General features: G+C 58.6%; 11 protein-coding genes and 1 tRNA gene. 8 read left to right on the forward strand and 4 right to left on the reverse strand.

Features of this window, described 5'->3' with window-relative positions:
- The first annotated feature begins 64 nt into the window (after positions 1 to 64).
- The gene (lolA, locus tag ISS99_RS15730) at positions 65 to 724 is read left to right on the forward strand and encodes an outer membrane lipoprotein periplasmic chaperone LolA (RefSeq protein WP_204632518.1); all 660 of its coding nucleotides are present in this window, start codon (positions 65 to 67) and stop codon (positions 722 to 724) included.
- A 37-nt stretch (positions 725 to 761) separates the two neighbouring features.
- On the opposite strand, the gene ISS99_RS15735 is transcribed toward lolA, so the two are convergent.
- The 4 genes from ISS99_RS15735 to ISS99_RS15750 form a co-directional block, all read right to left on the reverse strand.
- The gene (locus ISS99_RS15735) at positions 762 to 1,352 is read right to left on the reverse strand and encodes a hypothetical protein (protein WP_204632519.1); all 591 of its coding nucleotides are present in this window, start codon (positions 1,350 to 1,352) and stop codon (positions 762 to 764) included.
- Positions 1,349 to 1,906, reverse strand: a complete 558-nt coding sequence (locus ISS99_RS15740; protein WP_204632520.1) for a hypothetical protein — start codon at positions 1,904 to 1,906, stop codon at positions 1,349 to 1,351. The genes ISS99_RS15735 and ISS99_RS15740 overlap by 4 nt, the downstream gene beginning before the upstream one ends.
- Before the next feature lie 204 nt (positions 1,907 to 2,110).
- Positions 2,111 to 2,836, reverse strand: a complete 726-nt coding sequence (locus tag ISS99_RS15745; protein WP_204632521.1) for an acid phosphatase — start codon at positions 2,834 to 2,836, stop codon at positions 2,111 to 2,113.
- Entirely contained in the window at positions 2,836 to 5,112 is a 2,277-nt protein-coding gene (locus ISS99_RS15750; protein WP_204632522.1) for a TonB-dependent receptor, read from the reverse strand. Before ISS99_RS15750 ends, ISS99_RS15745 begins: the two co-directional genes overlap by 1 nt.
- A 326-nt stretch (positions 5,113 to 5,438) precedes the next feature.
- Between ISS99_RS15750 and ISS99_RS15755 the strand changes: the two genes are divergently transcribed.
- The 7 genes from ISS99_RS15755 (at position 5,439) to ISS99_RS15785 (ending at position 12,630) form a co-directional block, all read left to right on the forward strand.
- The gene (locus tag ISS99_RS15755; protein WP_204632696.1) at positions 5,439 to 6,773 is read left to right on the forward strand and encodes a replication-associated recombination protein A; all 1,335 of its coding nucleotides are present in this window, start codon (positions 5,439 to 5,441) and stop codon (positions 6,771 to 6,773) included.
- Positions 6,774 to 6,914: 141 nt separating this feature from the next.
- The gene (locus ISS99_RS15760) at positions 6,915 to 7,427 is read left to right on the forward strand and encodes a hypothetical protein (RefSeq protein ID WP_204632523.1); all 513 of its coding nucleotides are present in this window, start codon (positions 6,915 to 6,917) and stop codon (positions 7,425 to 7,427) included.
- A 162-nt stretch (positions 7,428 to 7,589) separates the two neighbouring features.
- Complete coding sequence (serS, locus tag ISS99_RS15765; protein ID WP_204632524.1) at positions 7,590 to 8,870, forward strand: serine--tRNA ligase; 1,281 nt, start codon at positions 7,590 to 7,592, stop codon at positions 8,868 to 8,870.
- The gene (locus ISS99_RS15770; protein ID WP_204632525.1) at positions 8,867 to 9,244 is read left to right on the forward strand and encodes an LrgA; all 378 of its coding nucleotides are present in this window, start codon (positions 8,867 to 8,869) and stop codon (positions 9,242 to 9,244) included. Before serS ends, ISS99_RS15770 begins: the two co-directional genes overlap by 4 nt.
- A gap of 378 nt (positions 9,245 to 9,622) precedes the next feature.
- Positions 9,623 to 9,712, forward strand: a tRNA-Ser gene (locus ISS99_RS15775).
- 85 nt (positions 9,713 to 9,797) lie between these two features.
- Positions 9,798 to 11,237 (forward strand): DUF6538 domain-containing protein, encoded by a 1,440-nt coding sequence (locus tag ISS99_RS15780; protein WP_204632526.1) that lies wholly within the window; start codon positions 9,798 to 9,800, stop codon positions 11,235 to 11,237.
- Positions 11,238 to 11,472: 235 nt separating this feature from the next.
- On the forward strand, positions 11,473 to 12,630 hold the full coding sequence (locus tag ISS99_RS15785) for a HEPN domain-containing protein (protein WP_204632527.1): 1,158 nt from the start codon (positions 11,473 to 11,475) through the stop codon (positions 12,628 to 12,630).
- Positions 12,631 to 12,705 lie beyond the last annotated feature (75 nt).

Raw genomic sequence — 12,705 nt, forward strand, 5'->3', positions numbered from 1 at the left:
GGAGGAGCGGGCATTAAGCATTCCAACTGCAAACTTGTCCCACCCGATTCCAGGAACAGGACCCATGAAACGCCTTCGCTTCGCCGCGCTCGCCGGCTTGTTCGCGTTCTCCCTCAGCACGCTGTCCTACGCCGCCGGCCCCGCACGGGCGCGGCTGGATGCGTTCGCGCAAGGGCTGCATGCGATCTCGGGCAACTTCACCCAGACGCTCACCGATCCCAGCGGCAAAGTGCAGACCAGCAACGGCACCATGGTGATGGAAGCCCCGCGCCAATTCCGCTGGGATACGCTGGCCCCGCAAAAGCAGATCCTGGTGGCCGACGGCAGCCGCATCTGGCTGTACGACCCCGACCTGGAACAGGCCACCGTGCGCAAGCAGGATTCCGAAGAAGCACACAGTCCGTTGATGGTGCTCACCGACCTGAAGATGCTCGACAAGGATTTCAAAGTCACCGAACAAGGTGAACACGACGGCTTGCAGTGGCTGCGCCTGACCTCCACCGGCGCGGACCCGCAATTCAGCTACGTCGATCTCGGCTTCGACGCCAACGGGCTGGTGCGCATGCAGTTCAAGGACCAGCTCGGTTCGGTCAGCGACATTCGCTTCTCCAACTGGCAGCGCAATCCGCCCATTCCGCCGGAAGATTTCAACTTCACCCCGCCCAAGGGCACGGACGTGGTCGGCGACCAGCCGGAACTGACCACCCAGCCGCTCAAGAACTGAAAAAGGACGCCCGCATGGGCGTCTTTTTTTGCCAGGCTCAAGGCTGCTTGGGACAGGCGCCGAATTCTTCGCCGGGAAGCGCGACATAGCGGCCTCGTGCAGCGTTCCACACCAGCGGCGGCGGACAGAACGTTTGAAGCACGCCGGCGTTATCCACTCTCGTGGAGATCCGACCGGGCATATCGCCGTGCCAGTCGCCAAAGCTGATCGTGGTGTCGCCCGGGCCGTCGGAGAACAGCGGTTCGGGCAACGTCCCGACCGCTTTGTCGCCAGCGGTCAGCACGATGGGGTTCGGAACCGGATCCCCAGCGTCGTGCAGCAACGCACCGTTGACACCGTCCCACGGCTTGCCGTGAATGAAATACAAGTGATTGGCGGCGGCGGCCTCGTCTTCCCTCAATGCCAGGATTTTCAGCACTTCCACGCCACGTGAATTCACAACCGGACAGATGACAGCATAAGGCGCATACGTTTTGGCGTGCTCGCCCAATAGTGCTGCAAGATTTTCAGGCAGCCCGCTTGCAGGAGCCCGACAGGTGGCAAGGTCGAGCTTTGCCGTTGGCGCCTTCGCGAATGCGGAAGGCATGGCACCCAGTCCGACCATCAACGCCAGCCACAACCTTTTCATGGTGCGGGCGCCTTCGTCCAGAACGTCACTTTTTGAAAGGTTTTTCGGTCGCCCCAGGGATCGAAGACTGTCTTGTCGCCATCGCTCTTGGCACCCGGCCAATCCCCTAGTGCGGTCGACATCACCAGCGGGTACTGGCCGGTATGGGGCATCACTTTGCCGCGCGCCGTGTAGCCGCCGCTGCTTTTCCATTTGCCGGGCAGCACGATCACCACGTGGCCATGTCTTGCTTCGACCAACCCACCAACGACGACCTGTCCCTGGTCGGCCAACCTTGAAGCTTCTTCGAGCGTTACCTTGCGCCAGCCACTGCCTTTGACCTCAAAAGATGCCAGCAGCTGATTGGCAAGAAGGTATTTTGCGTCCGGATCGACGAGTTGGTTGATGACGTAATGCACCGATCCCGAACAATTGTTGGGAAAGAGCGTGTACGCCTTGTGTGCCGTCGTAAGGAGGTTTTGTACCGCTGCAGGATCGGGAGCCTTTGCCGCATTGGGATCCTGGCTCTGTGTGGCGGCGGCATTGGGGTTTTGCGCGGCGCCGGGGTTCGGCACTTGTGCCGCGGCAGGACTGGTCGGACTGCTTGCCGAACTGGCGGGCGTTGGCATGGCGTCAATACTTCCCTGTGACGTTGACGATGATAGGCCGGATTGTGGCCGTCATCGTGTGGCGTGCCATCCGGCAAGTCAAGTTGTCACGATGCTGGGCGGCAGCGTCGCTCCGGCCGCCAGGAAGGCGGCCGGACACGAGCTTTTCCATCAACGGGCGTCGCCGCCATCCATGGTCTGCGATGGATGATCCGGCAAGCCCAGTGCATGCCGCAATTCCAACCGTGCCGCCTCGTAATCCTGACGCCAGCTCGCATCTTGCATGATGTCGGCCGCAATCACCGTGCCGGCAAGACGGCCTGCTTCGATATCGGTGGGAAAATGCGCGCCCATCACGATGCGGTGTTCGGCATATTCATCCGCACGAGCAAAAATCGCCGCACGTTTTTCCGGCAGCATGTTCGCCAGCAGAACCGCCGTGGTGTAGCCAAAGGTGGCGTGACCGCTGGGATAGCTCCAGTCGTTGGCCTTTTCCTTTGCCAGCGGGTGAACCTGATCGGATACCTCGGCCGGACGCGGGTGATGCCAGAACGTCTTGGCTTCCTTCACGGCTTGCTTGTCCAGCGCCGTCGTGCGTGCGAAAAACGCGGCCGTTTTCGGCAGCATTTTGGCCTGCAAGCCCGGCCCCAGCGTATCGGTAAAACGGAACACCGATCGCTCGGCGTCCGCCTTTGCCGCTGCCGCTTCGGCATCCGTACGCGTTTGTTGCATGGCCAGCACGACCTCCAGGTCGTGCTGAGCCGCAGTCGAACCTGCTGCCGGCGGAGGCGGCAGCAGGTTCGACAGTTCGACGGTGGCGTGACTGGCGTCACCGTCGTCGGCCAGTGCGGTCTGGCCGATCAGGAGCATCGACAACAACAATGCGCAGCGTTTCATCAGAACAGGTCGGCCGAAACGGTGAAGTTGAAGTTGCGCGCCGGAATAGTGAAGAACAGCGGCGTGCCGTCGGCAGCCGTGGTACCGGCCAGGGCGTTGATGTGTGTGTTGTTGAACAGGTTGTTGAGCTGGAAGCCGATCTTCAGGTCCTTCACGTTAGTGATGTGCGGATCGAACTTCCAACTGGCGGTGAAGTTGGTGATCGCATAGCCGCCGATCGGCGTGTCATCGTTGCTGTTGGCGGTGTAGTAGGTCTTGCCCACGAACTTGTCCATCAGCGAGGCATAGATCGAACCGTTGCTGTAGATGAAGCCCACGGCAGCGGTCTTGTGCGGTGTGTTCGGGTTCCAGGTGTTGCTTTCGGTCTGGATCGCGCGGTTCAGCGAGCCGTTGGCGTACGCGCTGAAGCCCGCGCCCAGCATGTAGGTGCCTTCCAGCTCGACGCCTTTGTAATGCACGCCGCCGCCGTTGTAGAAGTAGGTGTTGCCACCGTGCTTCTCGCTCTGGATGAAGTTGTTGAAGTCGATCTTGTAGACGTCGCCCGACACGCTCAGGCGGTCGCTGCTCCAGGTCGTGCCCAGCTGGATGTTGGTGGTCTTCTCCGGCTCAAGCGCGCTGTCGGAGATCGAAGGGTTGGTCACGTAGAACAGGTTGAGGTTCGGGGCCAGGAAGCCCTTGGCCCACTGCGCATACGCCGTCCAGTTGGAGGTGAAGGCATAGTGGAACGAAGCCGAGGGCAGGGTAGCATTCCATTCCTTGGAATAATCCAGCGGCGTACCGGTCTTCTGGTTGTACAGCGAATCGATGTTGCGCTGGAAATCCTCATACTTCACGCCGCCGATCAGGTAGGCCTGGTCGGTGATGTTCCACTGGTATTCCACGAATGGCTGCAGGGTGCGCAGCGAATCGGTCATGAAACGGTCGACCGGGCTGTCGCTGCCCTTGGTCGGCTGGCCGGTCGTATTGATGGCGGGCTCGTCCAGCGTATCGTCGAACTCGTATTCCCAACGCAGGTTGTCCTGGTCGTCGAACCACATGCCGGTACGCAGTTCGCCCGGGCCCAGCTCCTTGCTTACGCGCAGGATGTCGCCCCACGAGCGATACCAGTTGCGCATGTGCTGCGCCGGCACGTCGTTCGGATCCTGGCAATCGTTGCCCTTGCCGTTGCAGAAGGTGCCGTTGGGCGTTTCGCCGTTCGGGTCCAGGCCGTTGAAACCGAAATGGTTGTAGGCGTAGGTGTAGCCCTTGTTGTCGATCGTCCAGCCGTCGAATTCCGAGTGCAGGCCGACGTAACCCATGTACGTGGTGATCTGGTCGTTGGTGTAGCGGTAGTAATCCTGGCTGGTCGGATCGTTGTTCAGGCCGTAGTTCGGGCCGTACTCGGCGATCTCTTCCTTGGTGGCGCCAAAGGGCACGTACTGCTTGATCTTGTTCCACATGCCGCCGAAGGTCAGCGTGGTGTTGTCACCTAGCGGCTGCACGATCTTGGCGAACACGTTCTGGCGCTGCTGGCCGGCGTAGGTCAGGTAACCGTCCGATGAACTGTTCTGCACGTTCACCACCGCGCTGGTGCCGCTGCTGTTGAGGCTGCCGGTGTCGATGCGGGCGCCTTCCACTGCGGTTTCCCAGCTGCCGAAGCTGATGTACGGACGGATGTTGAACTGGCTGGTCGGATTGATCGATTCCACCGACACCGTGCCGCCGAAGGTGGCATCGCCCAGCGTGCCTGCCGTACCCGGGCCGCGATCGACCGTCACGCTGCTGGTGTCCTGGTTGGTGAAATAGGACGTGGAGTGATGCGTGAAGTCGTTGGAGTCGCCCCACGGAATGCCGTCGAAGGTGACGTTGTACTGGCCGTCCTGGAAGCCGCGGATCGAGGCCACCGAGGTTTCCATCAGGCCCGAACCGTTCGGCGCGATGGTGTAGACGCTCGGCGAGATCGCGATGGCGTCGGTGTAGTCGCCGGTCGGTGGAATGTTTTCCTGGATGAAGGTGCTGCCGATGATCGACTGCGGCTCCGTCGCCACGGTGGAACCCTGGGTGGGAGCAATGGTGCTCACCGCCGAATTGGCCGTCACCTGCATGCCGGCGAGGGTTTTCGCGTTCTGGGACGAGGTGCCGTCATTGGTGTCGCCGCTGGCGCTCGGGCCAGTGGCGGCGGGGCCGCCGTTGTTGGTCGCATCCTGCGCGGAAACCGGGGTTGCAATGGCCATGGCCAGGCATAGAGCTAGATAGGCCGGCGGGCAGCGGTACAGCGCACGTGTCGATCGGTTCATTGCTTTTTTTCCGGTGTTGGCGGGGTGTAGAAAGGCCGACACCGTAGGGACGTCACGTGACACTTAGATAACAAATAAATTAAAAAGGCATTTTCTTTTGTAAGAAAGAAAATATGCTAAGCCTGCCCTAAGATTTGAATTAATGCTGTAATGAAAAGCACGTCTTTTGATTATTAATTGAGCAACATAAGCTTGCTCTAAGAAATGCTGAATTAGCCTAATGCGGGATTTAAAAAGATAATAATCACAGTCCGCCCCGGGCCGCAAGGCGTCGGCCACTTCGTGCGCAAACGCGAGCCGCGCATCGGATGCCCTATCATCTGTTGATGGATCGACAGCATCACACCACCGAACTGTTCGCAACCGACTCGGACGAACTCAAGCCACTGGCCGAACGCATGCGTCCGCGCGATCTGCAGGAGATCGTCGGCCAGCAGCGCCTGCTGGCCCCAGGCAAGGCGCTGCGCCGCGCGCTGGAATCGGGAAAGATCCACTCCATGGTGTTGTGGGGGCCGCCCGGCTGCGGCAAGACCACCCTTGCTCTGCTGGTGGCGCGTTACGCCGAGGCGGATTTTAGCGCCATTTCGGCCGTGCTTTCAGGCTTGCCCGAAGTGCGCAAGGCGCTGGCGGAAGCAGAAGCCAATTTTGCCCAGGGCCGACGCACCGTGCTGTTCGTCGATGAGGTGCACCGTTTCAACAAGGCGCAGCAGGATGCGTTTCTGCCGCACATCGAGCGCGGCGTGATCATCTTCGTCGGCGCCACTACCGAAAACCCATCCTTCGAACTCAACTCCGCCTTGCTTTCGCGTTGCCGCGTGCACGTGCTGGACGCGGTGTCGCCCGAGGACATCGCCGCGGCCCTGCGCAGGGCGCTGGATGACGAGCAACGCGGCCTCGGTGCATTGAATCTCGACGTGGCCGAATCGGCGCTGCAACTGATCGCACGCGCCGCAGATGGCGACGTGCGCCGTGCCCTGACCCTGCTGGAAATAGCCGCCGAACTGGCCGAGGACGGCGTCATCGACGACGGGACGCTGGAACAGGTGCTGGCCGATCGCACGCGCCGTTTCGACAAAGGCGGCGAGCAGTTCTACGACCAGATCTCGGCCCTGCACAAATCCGTGCGCTCATCCGATCCCGATGCCGCCGTGTACTGGCTGGCGCGCATGCTCGACGGCGGCTGCGATCCGCTCTACCTCGCGCGCCGGCTCACCCGCATGGCAGTTGAGGATGTCGGCCTGGCCGAACCGCGCGCCTGGCGCATGGCGCTGGACGCCTGGGATACCTACGAACGCCTAGGCAGCCCCGAAGGCGAACTGGGCTTGGCGCAATTGGCGATCTGGCTGGCCATCGCGCCCAAGAGCAACGCTGCCTACGTGGCCTACAAGCAGGCTCGCGCCCTGGTCGGCGAAACGGGCACGCTCGAAGTGCCGATGCACTTGCGCAATGCACCTACCCGGCTGATGAAAGGCTTGGGCTATGGCAAAGGCTATCAATACGACCACGATGCCGAAGGCGGCGTGGCGCTCGGCCAGCAATGCTTGCCGGAAGGCTTGGAAGGCACGGAGTTCTACCAACCGGTGGAGCGCGGCCTGGAGCTGAAATTGCGCGAGAAGCTGCTGGCGTTGCGCGAGGCGCGCAAGCAGGCGCGAGGGAAATAGCCAGTAGGTTGGGTTACCCCGGACTTGATCCGGGGTAACCCAACGGCGCCTCGCGACATCGTTGGGTTACGCTGCGCTAACCCAACCTACGGGGCTGCTTTCCATCAGGAATTCGGCTTCTTTCCGGAATGAAACCGCGCGATGAAAATTGCCCTCAGCTTGTTTCCTCTGGCGGTATGCGCAGCGCGTGACGCCGTGTCTTTTCACGAGCGCCTGCTTCAAAGTGAGACGCTGAAAAAACGCGCCGATTACGAGGAATACCTTTCGCAATTGGCGGTGTTTCTGGACGAGATCGTGCACGCATACCGGAAGACCGAAGCGAGCCTGGGTCTCCCATTGAACCGCTTCTTCGAGTCGGATATTCCGATCATGGCCTATCCGCGACAGGCGGAAAATGGGGGCGGGCAGGGGCGGCAAGACGGCGTCGAGATTTCCGACCCTCATTCGCTGCTCATGGTTTCTTCGGTGCGCGATGCGATGTTGTACCGTGAGAGTCTCCTGCGGAACGAAGCCCCCCCTGAGGTACTCCGCAACCAAACGGAATACTTGGCGCACCTCGCCAGACTCCTCGACTCGATCAAAGCGGAATACCGGAAGGTCGAGTCGCGGGTAGGCGTTCCGCTAGCGAGGCTGCTGCATCAGGAAAGCCGCTAGCTCGGCCGGCTCGCGGGCCACGTGAGCGAGCAAACCCGGTGGGTGAGGAGGGCAGCCAAGTCTCGCCGAAAGCCCGCCCGGCCTGGGTCAGGGCGCCGCGTTGCGACCGTGCGGCCCCGGCAGCGATAATCCCCCGATCTTGCCCTGAAATCGGATCCCAACATGCTGGACCCCGCATTGCTGCGTTCGCGCCTGGCCGAAACCGCCGAGCGCCTGAAGGAAACCCGAGGCTTCGTACTCGACGTGGCCGCCGTCGAGGCGCTGGAAAGCCAACGCAAGCAACTGTCCACCGAGACCCAGGAGCTGCAGAACCTGCGCAACACGCGCTCCAAAGCCATCGGCCAGGCCAAGGCCAAGGGTGAGGACGTCGCCCCGTTGATGGCCGAGGTCGCCGGCATCGGCGACAAGCTCAAGGCCAACGAGCATGCGTTGGCCGAGGTGCAGGGCAAGCTGTCCGATATCGCGCTGCTGATTCCCAATATCCCGCACGAATCGGTGCCGGTAGGCAAAGACGAGGCCGACAACAAGGAAATCAGCCGCTGGGGCACCCCGCGCAGCTTCGATTTCGAAGTGAAAGATCACGTCGACCTGGGCGCACGGCACGGCTGGCTGGACGGCGAAGCCGGCGTGAAACTGTCCGGCGCGCGCTTCACCGTGCTGCGCGGCCAACTGGCGCAACTGCATCGCGCGCTCGGCCAGTTCATGCTCGACCTGCACACGCGCGAGCACAGCTACCTGGAATGCAACGTGCCGGTGCTGGTCAACAGCGATTCGATGTACGGCACCACGCAGTTGCCCAAGTTCGAAGAAGATCTGTTCGCCACCCACGTGGGCGACTCGCGCCGTTACCTCATCCCCACCGCCGAGGTCTCGCTCACCAACCTCGTGCGCGACACCATCCAGGATGTCGAAGCACTGCCGTTGCGCATGGCCGCGCATTCGCTGTGCTTCCGCGCCGAAGCCGGCAGCTACGGCCGCGACGTGCGCGGCATGATCCGCCAACACCAGTTCGAAAAAGTGGAAATGGTGCAGGTGGCACGCGCCGGCGAATCCTACGCACAGCTCGAAGAAATGGTTGGCCACGCCGAAAAAGTGCTGCAGAAACTCGGCTTGCCTTATCGCAAGCTGCTGCTCTGCACCGGCGACATGGGCTTCCAGTCGTCCAAGACTTACGACCTGGAAGTGTGGCTGCCCAGCCAGAACACCTATCGCGAAATCTCCAGTTGCTCCAACTGCGAGGACTTCCAGGCCCGTCGCCTGCAAGCACGCGTACGCAACGCCGAAACCAACAAGCCCGAGCTCGTCCACACCCTCAACGGCTCCGGCCTCGCCATCGGCCGCACCCTGATCGCGGTGATGGAGAACTACCAGAACGCCGACGGCTCCATCACCGTTCCCGAAGTCCTCCGCCCCTATCTGGGAGGCGCAGAGAAGATCGCATGAACACGCCGGCGCGCACGTCCTGGGACAAAGTGGAGTTCTACACCAGCTACTTCCTGATGGCCGTGCTCGCCTCCGTGATCGGCACGCGACTGGGCTTTGCCGGTGTGTGGGAACTGCCCACGCTGGACCTCGTGCTCAGCATCGTTGCCTTGGTGCTGGTGGTAGCGAGCTTCTGGATCGCCCGCCAGCGCCGTAGCTGGCGTCTTTGGATCATTGCCTTCGCTACAGTCACGCAACTTCTGCCGATGATTGTGCGTCACCCGGCTATCTTGTTCCCGGTGCTGGGGGCGTTGATTCCGGTGGTCATCATGGTCTGGGCGCTGATGGCGCTTTCTCGGAAAGGGCCCAATAACCCGCGAGTACGCGGTTCCTGATAGGATTGGCGCCCTTGCAAGGCCGGCTGGGTGCGAAACCGGCAGGCATACAATTCGGAGAGATGGCCGAGCGGTTTAAGGCAGCAGTCTTGACGCGAAGGCAGGAAGCCGAAGCGAACATCGGCGAAGCCGATGGCCCCGAAGGGGCGGAGGGCAGGATGCCCGGAGTCAAACTGCCGTAGAGGTGCGCAAAGCGCACCTGCTCGAAAAGTAAAACGGAGAGATGGCCGAGTGGTTTAAGGCAGCAGTCTTGACGCGAAGGCAGGAAGCCGAAGCGAACATCGGCGAAGCCGATGGCCCCGAAGGGGCGGAGGGCAGGATGCCCGGAGTCAAACTGCCGTAGAGGTGCGCAAAGCGCACCTGCTCGAAAAGTAAAACGGAGAGATGGCCGAGTGGTTTAAGGCAGCAGTCTTGAAAACTGCCGTAGGTGTAAGCCTACCGTGGGTTCGAATCCCACTCTCTCCGCCAGATACGCAAAGGCCCTGTTTTTACAGGGCTTTTTGTTGTACGGAGAAAGTCCAGTCAGTCCACATATCGCTCCACAAGGAACGGTATGCGCATCCCGAATTACCTTCGGCTAGCGACATCTGGAATCTGGCATTTTCGCCAAAGATTTCCGACGCATTTGTCTCGCAAAGCGGGCAAAACTGAAATCACCAAGAGCCTTCGAACCCGTGATCTCTTCACGGCTCAAAGACGTGCTTTGGCATTGGTCCAAGCGTATGCTCAAGCCTTCGCACAGGTCGGGGGGCTGGGTGTGTCAGTCGCTAGGGATGGCTTACCTTCTGTTGAAGAAATCGCCAAGGCCATTGCCTTGGGATATCGGGTCATTGTCAGACCCGATGGCACCGTAGAGATTGAAGCCACTGGCAAAGAAGACCATGAGCTTCTCATGGATGCGGTGGAGCACATCGGTCCTTTGAATAAAGAGCCGTACTATCAGGAATACGTCAAAGCTGAAGCTCAACGCATCATCGACCAAGCCCAAGCTTCTTCCGCAAAAAAAACCGCCAATCCTTCGTCTTCCATTCCCAGCATTGCCATCGGTAAGGCTCTCGTGCAGTGGCTCGCTGAGATCAAGTCTTCGACCAAAACCAAGACGTTTAAAATAAAAACAACTGCGGTTGAAGGGTTCGCCAAACACTATGGTGAAAAGAACCCGTTGAAGGATGCCCAGCGCATCGATGTTGGCAATTGGGTGCAAGCGTTGAGGGGAAGCAAGCTTGAGACACCCACCATCGTCAACAAACTTTCTTACTTGCGCGGGTTCTTTGATTGGGCCAAAGCGCGTGGGTACTACCCATCATTTTCAAAAGACGAGAACCCCGCAGCCGGACAAGTGGTGTATGGGGTTCGAGAAAAACGCCAGCGTCGTGCGCTGGGTTTTAAGCCGTTTTCCAAAGAACAGGTTCAGGCCTTGTATGACTCCAAGGCAATGGAAAAGGGCTTGAGTGAATCGGCCCGATGGGGCGCGTGGATTGGTCTTTACACAGGTGCGCGAGTTGCGGAGGTTGGTCAGCTTACTTTGGCTGACTTCGTGGAAGCCGATGGGATTCCATGTATCCGCATTTGCGATGAGTCAGAAGGTCAGTCCGTCAAATCCGACGTCAGTATCAGAACGATTCCTGTCCACCCTGCCTTAGTGAGGCTTGGTCTCCTAAAACGGGTCAATGCCCTGCGTAAAGCAGGGGAGACACGTCTGTTTCCAAGCGTCAAAACGGACGGTGTCAACGGCATGGGCAACTGGTTATCGAAGGCTTTTAGCCGTCATGTGCTGGCGACGGTTGGAAAACCAGAGAAGGGAAAGTTCGGTTTCCACAGTCTCAGAAAGTCTGTTGTTCAAGGTCTACAGACTTTGGGTGTTCCTTCTGAAGTACGCGCAGCCTATGTAGGGCATGAACTTGATGATGAACATCATGCTTCTTACAGCAGAGCGCCGACCATGAAAGAGCTGTTGGATGCGGTGAAGAAGTTGGATTGGAACCTTTCATGAAAGACGTTTTTTTATGAAAGCAAAGAAAAAGAATAAGCCGAGTTCTCGCGGTGAGCGATGTGGAGAATGGTGATTGCCGATGGTGTCGTTGACAAATAAGCAACTCAGAACCCTCAAGAAGGGCCTAGAAGGATTCTTCGGCAAGAACGGCGTGACTACTTCCATAAGTGCTGGTTGGAAGGGTCCAGATCGGCTTCAACGAGAATTGCGCGTTCGAAACGGGAGGTCTCTGTGGATGACAGACTTGGGCCTGTCCTCCTTAAGAACGATAGTCACCATTTTAAGTGACGTCGACCTGTTTGAAGGATGTGCCGGCTACTCTGACGTGCACAGTGGCTGTTTGAACGTCCTGAACCGATGTCTAGCGGAGAGGGTTCAGCCAGAGAATGCAGAAGAATTGGTTTCTTTGGTTAAGGCCGAAGTTGAAGAAAGTATTGATGATCGAACATTCGTTGTTCCTATGTATGGCATTGAGCTCGTCGATGTCGATGCATTGCAATTGGGAACTTTGCGGATAGTTGATGCGTCCATCGATCTTTTTGATAAAGACATTCTCGAGAGCAATCACGACATGGTTGACTTTTCGATGAAAAAAACGAAGGTCAGGTACTGGTTGATCGGTAGCGTGCATGGAACATCGCGTGTTGCAGAAGAAAAATTCCTACAGAAATCCGAATTCGTTGTTGGTCTATTGGCGCTGTACGCAGCATCCATGTATGAGCGGGGAGATAGTGGCTTTCGTATCAGTGCTGCGATGGCGCCAAAAGATGCTTTTGGCTACTCCGAATGGTTTTCATGGAGAAGTAAGCAGCGTGTCCTGAGTGTTCATAGTAGTTATTTTGCCAAGCAGCCTTTCATGGTGGACAGGGAGTTGATGACTCAGTTCGCTGAAGAAGGTGTTCTGGATGTGGCTTGTCGCATCTTTGAGTCCAAGGAACGAAATCAGCTTGAGGAGGCAATTGCCAAGGCAGTGTACTGGTATGCAGACGCTCATCGGGAAGTTGTTCCTGTGATGAAGCTCATCAAGTATTGGAGCGCCGTTGAGGTCTTTTTTTCGGGAAGTAGAGTCGACATAACAGAATCATCATCCATTGGCGTGGCGACGGTTCTGGTGTTTGGCGGGTGCGGCTTTGTGTCGGACGAGCAGTACGATGAAACCAGAAAGCGTGTGAAAGATCTTTATGCGTCAAGGTCCAAGGCTTTGCACAGTGCGTTTCATGACCATGTGTCAGGAAAAGATGTGGCGGAGATGAGCCAGTTGGTAGCCTGGATGCTGATCAATATGATCGTGCTTCAAATGCGTGGCTATACGACATTGGATGAAGTTAAGAAGCAGGCTGAGCGTTTGGATTGGGTAATGAAATCAGCGAAAGATAGGCCTGAGTTAGGTTAACTAATTTGCAATCTTAGCTAGTCGGATTCATTGATATTTTTCGCATGAAATGTCGATAGCTTGGCGCTAGAAATA

It is taken from the genome of Dyella mobilis (assembly GCF_016904945.1).
Taxonomy (GTDB): domain Bacteria; phylum Pseudomonadota; class Gammaproteobacteria; order Xanthomonadales; family Rhodanobacteraceae; genus Dyella_B; species Dyella_B mobilis.

Excerpts from the sequence above, each read along its gene's own strand:
- ISS99_RS15770 (WP_204632525.1), top strand. The coding sequence starts at position 8,867 with ATGAACACGCCGGCGCGCACGTCCTGGGACAAAGTGGAGTTCTACACC.
- ISS99_RS15745 (WP_204632521.1), bottom strand. The coding sequence starts at position 2,836 with ATGAAACGCTGCGCATTGTTGTTGTCGATGCTCCTGATCGGCCAGACC.
- ISS99_RS15785 (WP_204632527.1), top strand. The coding sequence starts at position 11,473 with ATGACAGACTTGGGCCTGTCCTCCTTAAGAACGATAGTCACCATTTTA.
- serS (WP_204632524.1), top strand. The coding sequence starts at position 7,590 with ATGCTGGACCCCGCATTGCTGCGTTCGCGCCTGGCCGAAACCGCCGAG.
- lolA (WP_204632518.1), top strand. The coding sequence starts at position 65 with ATGAAACGCCTTCGCTTCGCCGCGCTCGCCGGCTTGTTCGCGTTCTCC.
- ISS99_RS15760 (WP_204632523.1), top strand. The coding sequence starts at position 6,915 with ATGAAAATTGCCCTCAGCTTGTTTCCTCTGGCGGTATGCGCAGCGCGT.
- ISS99_RS15755 (WP_204632696.1), top strand. The coding sequence starts at position 5,439 with ATGGATCGACAGCATCACACCACCGAACTGTTCGCAACCGACTCGGAC.
- ISS99_RS15735 (WP_204632519.1), bottom strand. The coding sequence starts at position 1,352 with ATGAAAAGGTTGTGGCTGGCGTTGATGGTCGGACTGGGTGCCATGCCT.
- ISS99_RS15750 (WP_204632522.1), bottom strand. The coding sequence starts at position 5,112 with ATGAACCGATCGACACGTGCGCTGTACCGCTGCCCGCCGGCCTATCTA.
- ISS99_RS15780 (WP_204632526.1), top strand. The coding sequence starts at position 9,798 with ATGCGCATCCCGAATTACCTTCGGCTAGCGACATCTGGAATCTGGCAT.